This window comes from Oceaniglobus indicus, assembly GCF_002751875.1.
In the GTDB taxonomy this organism is placed as follows: domain Bacteria; phylum Pseudomonadota; class Alphaproteobacteria; order Rhodobacterales; family Rhodobacteraceae; genus Oceaniglobus; species Oceaniglobus indicus.
Window position 1 is genome coordinate 293001 of record NZ_NMZM01000004.1, and the last position, 12981, is coordinate 305981.

Annotated in this window: 14 protein-coding genes; 11 read left to right on the plus strand and 3 right to left on the minus strand. The window is 64.6% G+C overall.

Going from position 1 to position 12981, the window contains the following annotated elements:
* The first annotated feature begins 9 nt into the window (after window positions 1–9).
* The 6 genes from CFP68_RS08510 (at window position 10) to CFP68_RS08535 (ending at window position 5945) form a co-directional block, all read left to right on the plus strand.
* The gene (locus tag CFP68_RS08510; protein ID WP_099826480.1) at window positions 10–951 is read left to right on the plus strand and encodes a ribokinase; all 942 of its coding nucleotides are present in this window, start codon (window positions 10–12) and stop codon (window positions 949–951) included.
* Window positions 948–1823 carry a carbohydrate ABC transporter permease gene (locus tag CFP68_RS08515; RefSeq protein ID WP_099826481.1) on the plus strand — a complete coding sequence of 292 codons (876 nt, stop codon included), beginning with the start codon at window positions 948–950 and terminating at the stop codon, window positions 1821–1823. Before CFP68_RS08510 ends, CFP68_RS08515 begins: the two co-directional genes overlap by 4 nt.
* Window positions 1820–2848 (plus strand): carbohydrate ABC transporter permease, encoded by a 1029-nt coding sequence (locus CFP68_RS08520; RefSeq protein ID WP_099826482.1) that lies wholly within the window; start codon window positions 1820–1822, stop codon window positions 2846–2848. Before CFP68_RS08515 ends, CFP68_RS08520 begins: the two co-directional genes overlap by 4 nt.
* Window positions 2849–2897: 49 nt before the next feature.
* Window positions 2898–4349 (plus strand): extracellular solute-binding protein, encoded by a 1452-nt coding sequence (locus CFP68_RS08525; protein WP_099826483.1) that lies wholly within the window; start codon window positions 2898–2900, stop codon window positions 4347–4349.
* A gap of 83 nt (window positions 4350–4432) precedes the next feature.
* Window positions 4433–5521 carry an ABC transporter ATP-binding protein gene (locus CFP68_RS08530; RefSeq protein ID WP_099826484.1) on the plus strand — a complete coding sequence of 363 codons (1089 nt, stop codon included), beginning with the start codon at window positions 4433–4435 and terminating at the stop codon, window positions 5519–5521.
* A 13-nt stretch (window positions 5522–5534) separates the two neighbouring features.
* Window positions 5535–5945 (plus strand): putative quinol monooxygenase, encoded by a 411-nt coding sequence (locus CFP68_RS08535; protein ID WP_099826485.1) that lies wholly within the window; start codon window positions 5535–5537, stop codon window positions 5943–5945.
* 105 nt (window positions 5946–6050) lie between these two features.
* Here CFP68_RS08535 and CFP68_RS08540 read toward each other — a convergent pair whose 3' ends face one another.
* Complete coding sequence (locus CFP68_RS08540) at window positions 6051–6251, minus strand: heavy-metal-associated domain-containing protein (RefSeq protein WP_099826486.1); 201 nt, start codon at window positions 6249–6251, stop codon at window positions 6051–6053.
* Window positions 6252–6420: 169 nt separating this feature from the next.
* Between CFP68_RS08540 and CFP68_RS08545 the strand changes: the two genes are divergently transcribed.
* From CFP68_RS08545 to CFP68_RS08560, 4 genes are all read left to right on the plus strand, one after another.
* Entirely contained in the window at window positions 6421–8934 is a 2514-nt protein-coding gene (locus CFP68_RS08545; protein ID WP_099826487.1) for a heavy metal translocating P-type ATPase, read from the plus strand.
* Window position 8935: 1 nt separating this feature from the next.
* Window positions 8936–9331: a Cu(I)-responsive transcriptional regulator gene (gene cueR / locus CFP68_RS08550; RefSeq protein ID WP_099826488.1), complete on the plus strand. Its 396-nt coding sequence runs from the start codon at window positions 8936–8938 to the stop codon at window positions 9329–9331.
* A 79-nt stretch (window positions 9332–9410) separates the two neighbouring features.
* Entirely contained in the window at window positions 9411–10286 is an 876-nt protein-coding gene (locus tag CFP68_RS08555) for a DUF305 domain-containing protein (protein WP_099826489.1), read from the plus strand.
* 19 nt (window positions 10287–10305) lie between these two features.
* Window positions 10306–11064, plus strand: a complete 759-nt coding sequence (locus tag CFP68_RS08560) for a MauE/DoxX family redox-associated membrane protein (RefSeq protein ID WP_099826490.1) — start codon at window positions 10306–10308, stop codon at window positions 11062–11064.
* An 85-nt stretch (window positions 11065–11149) separates the two neighbouring features.
* Here CFP68_RS08560 and rnk read toward each other — a convergent pair whose 3' ends face one another.
* Together rnk and CFP68_RS08570 are read right to left on the minus strand one after the other, a co-directional pair.
* Entirely contained in the window at window positions 11150–11596 is a 447-nt protein-coding gene (rnk, locus tag CFP68_RS08565; protein WP_099826491.1) for a nucleoside diphosphate kinase regulator, read from the minus strand.
* Between the two features lie 76 nt (window positions 11597–11672).
* On the minus strand, window positions 11673–12077 hold the full coding sequence (locus tag CFP68_RS08570; protein ID WP_099826492.1) for a GreA/GreB family elongation factor: 405 nt from the start codon (window positions 12075–12077) through the stop codon (window positions 11673–11675).
* A gap of 556 nt (window positions 12078–12633) precedes the next feature.
* Between CFP68_RS08570 and CFP68_RS08575 the strand changes: the two genes are divergently transcribed.
* Window positions 12634–12948, plus strand: a complete 315-nt coding sequence (locus CFP68_RS08575) for a DUF1127 domain-containing protein (RefSeq protein WP_206601899.1) — start codon at window positions 12634–12636, stop codon at window positions 12946–12948.
* Window positions 12949–12981 lie beyond the last annotated feature (33 nt).

Consider the following 12981-nt stretch of genomic DNA (forward strand, 5'->3'; position numbering starts at 1 on the left):
GAACGAAGGATGGCACAGGGCGAGGGGATTGCGATCCTCGGGATCTATGTTGCGGACACGGCCTATCTGGCCAGCCGGATGCCGAAGATCGGCGAGACGATCTCGGGCAGCGGATTTACCCTGGGGCCGGGCGGCAAGGGATCCAACCAGGCCGTCGCGGCGGCGCGTGCCGGGGCGCCGGTGCGTTTCATGTCCAAGATCGGCAACGATCCGTTCGGCAAGATGGCGCTTGAGATCTATGAGCAATCCGGCGTGACGCCCGAACTCGACGTGATGGACGACATGCCGACGGGGGCCGCGTTCATCTTCGTCAACGACACGACCGGCGACAACGCGATCATCGTCTATCCCGGTGCCGCCGGCACCATCTCGGTCGAGGATGTGCGCGCCCGCCGCGACGTGATCGAAGGCGCACGGGTGTTCGTCACCCAGCTGGAACAGCCCGCCGATGCCGCGCTGGAAGCCTTGCGCATCGCGCGCGGGGCAGGGGTGACGACGGTCTTCAACCCCGCCCCGGCCAATCCGTTCGACGACGCCTGTTATGGCCTGTCGGATTATTTCGTGCCCAACGAAAGCGAAGCCGCGGCCATTGTCGGGTTCGAGATCGAAACCGAAGACGACGCGCGCCGCGCCGGAGCCGATTTCCTTAAACGCGGCGTCGGGACCGCGCTGATCACGCTTGGCGAAAAGGGCGTCTATATCCATTCCGCCGACATCAGCGTTCTGGTTCCGGCGATATCGGACGCGCCGGTCATCGACACGTCGGGCGCCGGCGATGCCTTCATCGGCGGTTTTGCCACGGCCCTGTCGGAAGGCCGCGCGGTGCAGGACGCCGTGCGCTTCGGCTGTGCGACGGCGGGCATTGCGGTGTCGCGGCGCGGCACGGCCCCGGCGATGCCCGAACGGGCGGATATCGATGCGCTGTTGCGTCGGGTCGGAGCAATGCAATGACGCGCGACGATCCGGTAAAGTATTTCTTCCTCTGGCCTGCCTTCCTGGTCGTGCTGGCCATGGCGATCTTTCCGCTGATCTTTTCGCTGGCCAACAGTTTCATGTCGCTGCGCCTTGTGCCGCCGATGCCCGCGCGCTTTGTCGGTTTGGACAATTACGCCGACCTTCTGCAAAATCCGCGATTCTGGCAGACGGTCAAGACGACATCCATCATCGCGTTCACGGCCGTGGCCATCCAGTTCATCATCGGTTTCGCGCTGGCGCTGGCGCTGGCCAAGCGGGTGCGCGGCGCCGATTTCTTCCGCACCTCGTTTCTGATGCCGATGCTGGTGGCCCCGGTCGCCGTCGCCCTGATGGCGCGCCAGATCCTGAACCCGTCCATGGGGCCGCTGAACCAGGTCGCCAGTTTCCTCGGGTTTCCCAACCTGCCGTATCTGACCGATGCCAACTGGGCGCTGGGGTCGCTGATCGCGGTCGAGATCTGGCAATGGACGCCCTTCGTGATCCTGCTGCTTTTGGCCGGCCTTCAGGGTTTGCCCGATGACGTCTACGAGGCGGCCGAGCTTGAGGGCGCATCGCCTTGGCAGCAGTTCTGGAGCATCACCTTTCCGATGATGCTGCCCATTTCGGCCGCGGTGATCTTCATCCGCATCGTCGAAAGCTTCAAGATCATCGACACCGTGTTCGTCATGACGGGTGGCGGGCCGGGCATCGCGACGGAAACTCTGACGCTGTTCGCCTATCAGGAGGGGTTCAAGAAGTTCAACCTGGGCTATACCTCGGCGCTCAGCTTCCTGTTCCTGGCCGTGGTGCTGATCCTCAGCCTTGTCTATCTCGCGCTGCTGAAGCCCTATCTGGAGAAGTACAAATGAGCGTTCGCGACCTGTCGGGATCGCGCCGCTGGCTGGCCTTCGTCTGCTGCTGCGCGTGGTTCCTTTTCACGATCTTCCCCCTCTACTGGGTGGCGATCACATCGCTGAAGACACCGCCCGACGTGGTCGGCGGGCCGACCTATCTGCCGTTCGTCGATTTTCAGCCGACGCTGAAGGCGTGGCGCGAACTGTTGTCGGGCACGCGGGGCGAATTCTTTTCCAACTTCTGGTCGTCGTCCATCGTCGCTCTGTCGTCTTCGGTGTTCGCCACGCTGTTGGGGGCGATGGCGGCCTATGCGCTGGTGCGGTTTCCGTTCCGGGTGCGGCTGTTGTCGGGGGTGGCGTTCGTGGTCGTCGCCATGGGCGGCTTTCTTCTGGGGCGCGACGTGATGGGCATCGCGCCCGCGAGCGCCTCGATCCTGGCGTTCTGCGTCGCGTTGGCCCTGTCGGTGTTCATCAACCGCTTTCCGTTGCCCGGCAAGGTGATGGGCAACGACGACATCGTCTTCTGGTTCGTCAGCCAGCGCCTGTTCCCGCCCATCGTCGTCGCCTTTGCGCTGTTCCTGCTCTATACCGAGATGGGCAAGCTGGGCTTCAAGATGACCGATACCTATCTGGGCCTGACGCTGGCCTATGTCGCCTTTTCGCTGCCGATTGTCGTCTGGCTGATGCGTGATTTCATCTCGGCGCTGCCGCTTGAGGTGGAAGAGGCGGCGATGGTCGACAACGTGCCGCACTGGCGGATCTTCTTCGGCATCGTGCTGCCGATGTGCCGGCCGGGTCTGATCGCGACCTTCGTGATCACGCTGGCCTTCACCTGGAATGAATTCCTGTTCGCGCTGTTCCTGACCAATTCCGAATGGCAGACCCTGCCGGTGCTGATTGCCGGGCAGAACAGCCAGCGGGGCGATGAATGGTGGGCGATTTCCGCCGCCGCGCTGGTGGCGATCATTCCGATGGTTGTCGTTGCCGCATTGCTGGGACGGCTGATGAAGTCCGGCCTGCTGAGTGGCGCGGTCAAGTAGTTTTTGCAACGGTCACCGAAAAACGGGGCCAATTTCTGGGAGGAATAACATGACCCTTAGGTTGAGAACGACGGTAGGTGCCGCGGCACTGTCCATCGCGGCGGGAACGGCGATGGCCTGTTCGCCCGACTATACGGGCGTCGAGATCACGGCCACCACGCAGACCGGCCCCTATATCGCGTCGGCGCTGTCGCTGGCGGCCGAAGGTTGGGCGGAAAAGACATGCGGCACGGTCAAGGTGGTCGAATTTCCGTGGTCCGAGCTGTATCCGAAGATCGTCACGACCCTGTCGGCGGGTGACAATTCGTTCGACCTGATCGCCTTCGCCCCCGCTTGGGCGCCGGACTTCACCCCGTTCCTGACCGAAATGCCCGCCAAGTATCAGGAGGGCGATGACTGGATGGACATCGCGCCCGTGTATCGCGAGGCACTGATGGTCTGGAACGACAAGGTGCTGTCGCAGACCATGGACGGCGACGTTCACACCTATACCTATCGCATCGACCTGTTCGAGGACGAGGCGAACAAGACCGCGTTCAAGGAGAAATACGGCCGCGATCTGGCCGTGCCCAAGACCTGGACGGAATACCTGGACATTGCTGAGTTCTTCCAGAACGAGGTTGACGGCGTCTATGGCACGGCCGAGGCGTTCCGCCGCGGCGGCCAGCAGTTCTGGTTCCTGTTCAGCCACGTCGCCGCCTATGCATCCCACCCCGACCTGCCGGGCGCGATGTTCTTCGATCCCGAAACCATGGACGCCCAGGTCAACAATCCGGCGTGGTTGCGCGGGCTCGAGGAATACATCCGCGCGTCCAAGCTGGCACCGCCCTCGGCGCTGAACTTCTCGTTCGGCGAGGTCAACGCCGCCTTCGCGGGTGGCCAGGTGGCGCAATCCATCGGCTGGGGCGACACCGGCGTGATCGCCGCCGACCCCGAGCAATCGACCGTTGCGGGCAATGTCGGGTCGGCCACGCTGCCCTCGTCGACCGAGGTCTACAACTACAAGACCGGCGAATGGGACACCTTCGACGAACCCGTCGACACCTCGTTCATGGCGTTCGGCGGCTGGCAGGCTGCGGTGCCGCAAAGCTCGGAAAACCAGGAAGCGGCCTGGGATTTCATCTCGTATCTGTCCAGCCCCGAAGTGTCGGGCCAGGCCACGGTGACGGGTGGGACAGGCGTGAACCCCTATCGGATCTCGCACACCACCAACAAGGAGCTGTGGTCCAAGCTGTTCTCCGAGCGTGAGGCCGACGAATACCTCGGCGCCCAGCGTGACGCCGTGACGGCCGACAACGTGGCGCTGGACATGCGTCTGCCGGGCTATTTCTCGTATACCGAGATCCTGGAGATCGAGCTGTCGCGTGCGCTGGCCGGCGAGGTGACCCCGCAAGAGGCGCTGGATACCGTGGCCGCAGGCTGGGACGATCTGACCGAACAGTTCGGTCGTGACACCCAACTGGCCGCCTATCGTGCGTCCATGGGCCTGCCCGCGAAGTAACGCATCATCTGACCATCGGCACTGCCCGCCCCGGCGGGCGGTGCCCCCCACACGTCTTCGCCCCGTCAAGAAGAGAGACCCGAATGGCAAACATTACCCTCAGCGGCGTCACGAAATCCTATGGATCGGTTGAGGTGATCCCGCCCATGGACCTCGAGATCGAAGAGGGTGAATTCGTCGTCCTGGTCGGCCCTTCGGGGTGCGGCAAGTCGACGACCCTGCGCATGATCGCGGGTCTGGAAACCCAGTCGGGCGGCAAGATGACCATCGGCAAGCGCGATGTCACCACCCTGCGCCCCGGTCTGCGCAACTGCGCCATGGTGTTCCAGTCCTACGCGCTCTATCCGCACATGAGCGTGCGCGACAACATCGGCTATGGCATGAAGGTGCGCGGCGTCCCCAAGGCCGAGGCCGCCAAGGCCATCGACGATGCGGCCCGTATCCTGAACCTGACCGAATACCTCGATCGCAAGCCCGGCGCGCTGTCGGGCGGTCAGCGTCAGCGCGTGGCCATCGGGCGTGCCATCGTGCGTGACCCCGACGTGTTCCTGTTCGACGAGCCGTTGTCGAACCTCGATGCCAAGCTCAGGGTCGAGATGCGAGTCGAGATCAAGCAGTTGCACCGCCGTCTGAAGACCACGATGGTCTATGTCACCCACGATCAGGTCGAGGCGATGACCATGGCCGACCGTGTCGTCGTGCTGCGCGCGGGGGTGGTCGAACAGGCCGCCGATCCGATCACGCTCTATGAACGGCCCGCCAACCTGTTCGTCGCCGGTTTCATCGGTGCGCCCAGCATGAACATGCTGGAAGGACGGCTGGAACAGGTCGGTGATGAGCTGTTCTTCCGCGGCCCCGCCGGTGCCGATTTCGCCATTCCCGCCGATCGCGTCGATGTGCTGAGGCCTCACGCGGGCGAGGCGTGCGTCATGGGCATCCGTCCCGAACATACCCACGACCGGGGTGGATCGGGTGCCTCTGTCGAAATCGAGGTGCTGGATATCGAACCGCTGGGCCCCCACACCCTTTTGATCGGGCAGGCGGGCGATGCCAAGTTCACCGGCCAGGTGGCCGCGGGCACCCGCGCCGAACCGGGCGAGCGGCGCCAGATCCATTTCGATCTGGACAAGTTGCATTTCTTCCGCGCGTCCGACGGGCGTGCCATCCGCTGAAACAGGAGCAGACATGACCGACACCCCGAACGCCGCCGCCCTTGTGGTTCTGGAAGCCTTCGAACACGTCCATCCCGACCGCTGCGCCGAATACGAGGCCGCGGGCGTCGAGATCGACAGGAAATGCAAGGAAACCGAGCCGAAGATGCTGGTGCATGCCCTGACCCGGGTCGCCGAAACGCCCCAAGCCGTGACCTATCGCTGGCTTGAGATCTTCGACGGGGCCGAGGCGGTGGAAAACCATTTCGCCAACCCGGTGGTCAAGGACCATATCGCCAAGCTGAACGATGGCCTTCTGGTCGCGCCGACCGATATCGTGCTTTACACGGGATGGTCGGACGCGGAAAAAGACCACTGGAACCAGCGGTTGGGCGGCAACATCGCCTTTGCGCCGGTGCGCGCCGGATTTTACCTTACCCGCTGAACGGGCGCCCACGGCTACGGGCGGCGGGTCGTGCAACCCGCCGCCGGTGTGCCGCCCGATCCGCAAGGGCAGACCGTTGGCCGAAGGCGTGGCCTCGGGGTCGCGTCAGGCCGCGATCATCTGCGGCTCGTATCCCGCGGTCCGGATCACGTCCGCGATCTGTTCGGGCGGCAATCCGCTTTCGACGGTCACGGTCCGCGACGACAGCTCGCAGGTCACCGTGGCGTTGGCATCGGCCGCTGTCACGGCCTTCTCGATCGTGCCGGTGCAGTGACCGCAGCTCATTTCCGGGACGTTGAATTTCATCACTCTGCTCCTTGTGTGTGACTCCAGTGGCGACATGGGCCTTCCAGTTGCTGGAGGGTCAAGAAGTTCCGTGCGCGCCCCGGCGAAAATCCGGTGGGAGGACCCCTTGACCTTCCAGTAGCTGGAAGCACTATTTGATGCGGGACATTCCCAAGCCCGGAGCCCCGCCATGCCCGCACGATCCATGAACCTTGCCGTCGATGGCATGTCCTGCGCCTCGTGTGTGGGGCGTGTCGAGCGGGGGCTTGGCGCGGTGCCCGGTGTCTCGGACGTTTCGGTGAACCTCGCCTCCGAGACGGCGCATTTCACGGTCGAATCGCCCGCCGGCATTGCCGACGCGGCGCAGGCCCTCGACGATCTCGGATATCCCGCACGGCGGGCGAGCGTGACGCTGGAGATCGAGTCCATGTCCTGCGCATCCTGCGTCGGGCGGGTGGACAAGGCGCTGGCGCAGGTGCCGGGGGTCATCGACGTCAACGTGAACCTTGCGGCGGAAACGGCGACGGTGACCTATTTCGAAGGGGCTGTCGACATCGCCACCCTGATCCGTGCGGCCACCGACGCCGGCTATCCCGCGACCCGCGCCGACGCGGGGGCGTCGCAGGATCGCGCCGCGCGCAAGGCGGACGAGGCGCGCGACCTGTCGCGCCGGGTGGCGATTGCCACGGCGCTGGCCCTGCCGGTGTTCCTGTTGGAAATGGGCGGTCACATGATCCCCGCCGTGCACATGGCGATCGAGAACACCATCGGGCGGCAGGCAAGCTGGCTGATCCAGTTCGCGCTGACCACCGCCGTCCTGATCGGGCCGGGGCGGCAGTTCTATCTCAAGGGGTTCCCGGCGCTGTTTCGCGGTGCGCCCGACATGAACAGCCTCGTGGCGGTCGGAACCGGCGCCGCTTACCTTTATTCGCTGGTCGCCACCTTCCTGCCCGGTCTGCTGCCCGACGCCGTGCGCGCGGTGTATTACGAGGCGGCGGCGGTGATCGTCGTGCTGATCCTGATCGGTCGCTGGCTCGAGGCGCGGGCCAAGGGCCGCACCGGGGCCGCGATCCAGAAACTGTTGGGGTTACAGGCGCGCACGGCCCGGGTCCTGCGGGATGGTGAAACGGTTGAGGTCGATATCGACAGCCTGAACACAGGTGATCTGATCCTTGTGCGTCCCGGCGAACGCATCGCCGTCGACGGTAAGGTGACCGAGGGCGAAAGCCACGTCGACGAAAGCATGATCTCGGGCGAACCGGTGCCGGTGACCAAGGGGGCAGGGGCCGAGGTGACGGGCGGCACGGTGAACGGCGCGGGCAGCCTGACCTATCGCGCGACCCGTGTGGGCGCCGATACCACGCTGGCCCAGATCATCCGCATGGTCGAACAGGCCCAGGGTGCGAAACTGCCGATCCAGGGGTTGGTCGACCGCATCACCCTGTGGTTCGTGCCCGCCGTCATGGCAATCGCCGCGCTGACGGTGGCGGTCTGGCTGGTGGTCGGTCCCGATCCGACGCTGACCTATGCGCTGGTGGCCGGTGTTTCGGTGTTGATCATCGCCTGCCCCTGCGCCATGGGTCTGGCCACACCGACCTCGATCATGGTGGGCACCGGGCGGGCCGCCGGGATGGGCGTGCTGTTTCGCAAGGGCGACGCGTTGCAGGGCTTGGGCGCGGTGCAGGTCGTGGCGCTGGACAAGACCGGCACGGTGACCGAAGGGCGGCCCGAACTGACCGACCTGGTTCTGGCCGACGGGTTTTCGCGCCCCGAGGTTCTGGGGCTTGTGGCGGCGGTCGAGGACCGCTCGGAACATCCCATCGCCGACGCGGTGGTGCGCGGTGCGCGCGCCGAGGGCGTGAGCCTGCCTGACGTCGAAGGCTTCACCTCGATCACCGGCTACGGCGTGCGCGCGACGGTTGCGGGGCGCGACGTTCTGGTGGGCGCCGACCGGTTGATGGCGCGCGAAGGCATCGACACCGGCGCGCTGGCGCAGGTCGAAACCGATCTGGCGAAGAAGGGGCGCACGGCGCTGTTCGCCGCCATCGACGGACGCATCGCCGCTGTGATCGGTGTGGCCGATCCGGTGAAACCGGCCAGCAAGGCGGCCATCGCGGCGCTGCATGACCAAGGTCTGACCGTGGCGATGATCACCGGCGACAAACGCGAAACCGCCGCCGCCATCGCCGCCGAGATCGGCATCGACCACGTGATCGCCGGGGTGCTGCCCGATGGCAAGGTCGCGGCGCTGGACGATCTGCGCAAATACGGCAAGGTGGCCTTTGTCGGCGACGGGATCAACGATGCGCCTGCGCTGGCCCATGCGGATGTCGGGATCGCCATCGGCACCGGCACGGACGTTGCCATCGAATCCGCCGACGTGGTGTTGATGTCGGGCGACCTGCGGGGGGTGGTCAATGCGCTGACCGTATCGCGCGCGACCATGCGCAACATCAAGCAGAACCTCGGCTGGGCGTTCGGCTATAACGTGGCGCTGATCCCGGTGGCGGCGGGGGTGCTGTATCCGGTGTTCGGTGTGCTGCTGTCGCCGGTTCTGGCGGCGGGGGCGATGGCGCTGTCGTCGGTCTTCGTGCTCAGCAATGCGCTGCGCCTGCGCCGGATCGCGCCCGCCATGGACGAGGGGGCGACACCGCGCCCCGCCGCGCCGCACCCCCGCGCGGCACCGGCAGAACAGGGAGCCTGAGATGAACATCGGTGAGGTGTCGCAACGTACCGGCCTGCCGGCCAAGACGATCCGATATTACGAGGATATCGACCTTGTCACGCCGCAGCGCGCCGAAAACGGCTATCGCGCGTTCCGCGAAAGCGATCTGCACAAGCTGACGTTCCTCGGGCGCGCCCGCGCGCTGGGCTTCACGATCGAGGATTGCCGGACGCTTTTGGCCCTCTACGAGGACTCCGAGCGTGAAAGCGCGCAGGTCAAGGCGCTGGCCCAGGAACACCTGCACGCCATCGACGACAAGATCGCGCAACTGCAATCGATGCGCGCGACCCTGGCCCACCTGGTGCATGCCTGCCACGGCGACGACCGGCCCGATTGTCCGATCCTCGGCGATCTGGCAAAGGGCGCGCTGCGCTGAGACCGGCGGCGCGAAAAACCTCGGAACCCTCCAGCGCTGGAACTTCGTTTTCCTTCAAATCAATGCGCTGGAGGAGAGAATGGGATACGGACGCTTTTTCGCGATGATCGCGACATCGACCGTGGTGATGTTCGGTCTGATGTATCTGAACACCTATCTGATCGGGCATGTGTTCTGGTCCGAAACGCGGGCCTACATGGCGGTGCTGATGGGGGCGACGATGGCCATCATCATGCTGGCCTTCATGCTGTCGATGTATTCGAACAAGACGGTGAACGCCGCGATCTTCGCGGGTGCGGTCATTGCCTTTGGCGGCTCGCTCTGGCTGGTGCGCAGCCAGGTCACCGTCGCCGACACCAGCTATATGCGCGCGATGATCCCGCATCATTCGATCGCGATCATGACCTCGACCCGCGCCAACCTGTCGGACCCCCGGGTGCGCAAGCTGGCCGACGAGATCATTTATGCCCAGGACAAGGAAATCGCCGAGATGCGGTATCTGATTGCCGATATCGAAGCGGGCGGTGATGCGGCCCTGGTCGAACCCGACAGGACGCGTCAGGTTGTCAGCATCGCCGAGGCGCTTGGCTCGGCCAATGTGGCCACGGTGGATCCGGGGTTCCTGAGCGCCGAGGACATCGCGATGGTGTTCCCGCAAGGCGCCAGCTGCACCTTTGATTACACCACTGAATCCAAGCCGGCGCTGGCCGTCGGGACGGTGAACGGTGTGACCACCGGCCTGGTGAAGATCAGCGGCGATTTGGTGCGCCTTGCGTCCGACGGGCCGGTCAATGCGCCCGCGGTTCTGGGGGCTGACGGAATCGGGGTGCAGATCGCATCGCCCGACGATGTGGGTTTCACAGAAACGGCCGAGCCGCAGGAAGCCGACATGATCGTGACGCTGGATGCGGGCCTGAAGGCCGGGTTCCGCGGCTGGTATGATTGTGCAGGCTGAGACAGGAAGGGAACACGCGATGCCCGACGACAGCAAGAAAACGGCCGAACTTTATCGGATGGTGATGCCCGATCACATCTGCCCCTTCGGCCTGAAATCAAGGGATCTGCTGAAGCGGCAGGGATACGACGTCGATGACACCCCCCTGACCACGCGCGAGGAAACCGACGCCTTCATGGCCAAGCACGGTGTCGACACAACGCCGCAGACCTTCATCGGTGGTGTGCGCATCGGCGGTTATGACGCGCTGCGCGAATACTTCGGCAAGCCCGTGCCGGACGAGGACGAGACCAGCTATCGCCCGATCATCGCGATCTTTTCGGTCGCGGCACTTCTGGCACTGGCGCTGAGCTGGTACAGCTTCGGAACGCTGATCTCGCTGCGCACGGTCGAGTGGTTCTTCGCCCTGTCGATGTGCCTTCTTGCGGTGCAGAAGTTGCAGGATGTCGAAAGCTTTTCGACCATGTTCCTGAACTATGATCTTCTGGCCCAAAGATGGGTGCCATACGGCAAGATCTATCCGTTCGGCGAGGCGCTGGCCGGGATATTGATGGTGGGTCGCATCTTGCCATGGGTGTCGGGCCCGGTGGCCCTGTTCATCGGCACGGTCGGGGCATTTTCGGTGTTCAAGGCGGTCTATATCGACAAGAGGGAGCTGAAATGCGCCTGTGCCGGCGGGTCTTCGAATGTCCCGTTGGGGTTCGTGTCGCTGACCGAAAACCTGGTGATGATGGGCATGGGCATCTGGGTGTTGGCGCGCGCGTTCAGCGGCACGTGACACTTGGCGGCCGGGTGGATGCGGCCGGGCGGTGGTCCTTTCGGATCACCGCCGGTCCGCCATCCGTGCAGGGCCCGGCGCCCGTTCAGGCATCATGGGTCGGGGTGGCCGCGTCTTGTTCGACCCGGATAACGGTCAGCATCCGACGCTGCTGTGCCCGCGTGTCCCAATGGAACGCCGCTCCTTCCGCCAGGCCAAGAAGGGCAACACCGATCGGCGTGAGAAGCGACACGCGCTGGCGGGCGATGTCAGCGTCTTCCGGATAGGTCAGTGTCACGGTCTTTTCCAGGCCGGTGCTTTCGTCGCGATAGGTCACGGCGCTGCCGATCGACACGACGTTCGCCGGCATCTTGGCGGACGGTACGATCCGGGCGCGCCCGATCTCATCCAGCAGGCGATCGGCCAGGGCCGGATTGCGCTGCATCGCGCCCTCGGCGAGGGCTTCGATATGGGCGAGGTGATCGGCATCGATGACGATCCTCGGCGCCCGTTTGCCGGGTCGTTTCGCGCTCGGCGTAATATCTGTTATCATTTGGTAATCTCCTGATGTGTTGAAGTGGACTGCCGGGGGCTTGCACAAGGTGCGCAGCCGCATGCCGTGGGGGCGATCAGGCCGGGCGCGGGCCGGCGTTCTCGATCGCCAGCACCTTCAGCGATGTGGTCGTGCCGTCTTCGCAAGCCGAGGTGGCCCGTTCACCGACATGCATCCCGATCAACGTGGCACCCAATATGGAAGACACCGCGATCACGCCGATGTCCGATCCGGTTCTGGCCCCATCGACCAGCAGACCGGTCCGCACCGCACCTGAACCGATGGAATAAACCACGCGGCATCCCGGACTGACCACCGTCGCATCGCGCGGTTCGTTCCCCGGTGCGACCTTGGCAAAGAACCGCGGCTGTTGGCGGGTCTTGCTGTGCCGATGGTCCGTGTGCGACCCCGTCACCGATCGCCGTGCGGGCGTCAGGGGACCAAGGGCGTCGGACAGGAGTTTGTTGTGAATGCCGGTCATTGCTTCTCCTCGGACGACAAGGTCGTCACATGTTCATGTCAGGATGGTGAGGAGACCCCGGGGAGTTGTCGAGACGCAGACGCGTCTACACCACCCGGGGATACGGGCGGTTCAGCAGGATGAATCGAAAATGATCTGCATGTACCAACATGATTGAAAGGTAGGCACCGCAGGGCCGTTCGTCAATCGTTCGATGCGACACCGATGATCGGGCGGGCGGAACCATGGATCGATCGGCGCTTTCGCGCTCAGCGTTGACGCCGGCGGGCGCGTCGGACTTGAAAGGTCAGGGCGCGATGGCCATATCAGAACCATGAGGATGTTCAGCTTTCATAAGAGGTTCCTGCTTAACGCAGGAAAGCTACTGAACCGCCGGTAACCCCGGGCGGACGGGCCTTGGGCCTGTGTCCGGTCCTGGGGTTTTTCCTGATCTCTCAACGTTCAATCACATTCGCGACGGCCGGTGCCGTTCGGAAAAGACGTCGTGTGCAAACGCGGTGTGTTTTCCGGCGATGCGGATGTGATGGCTTCAGCAGTGTCCGATATGGAGAATGATATGCACACCAACATGGCACCCTATAACCCCGCTTACGGCGCATCCCGCGACACGATGGTATCCGATGGCCGGACCCAGGCCGGCGGCGCCCTCCGCCGTTGGGCGGCCGCGCTGGCCCGCAATTGGCATCGACGCAGGATGGTCGCGACGCTGCGGTCGCTGGACGACGCGACGCTGCGCGACATCGGCATTTATCGCGGCGATATTCTGAACGTGGTCTACGGGTTCGATGATCGCGAACTGGGGATGACCCCGTTCGCCTCGGCCCCCGCCCCGGAACGGACCGCGCCGGATGCCTCGTTCCGGCCGGCCTGACCGACGCGTCTTCGGATCGGCGCGCCCCGACCT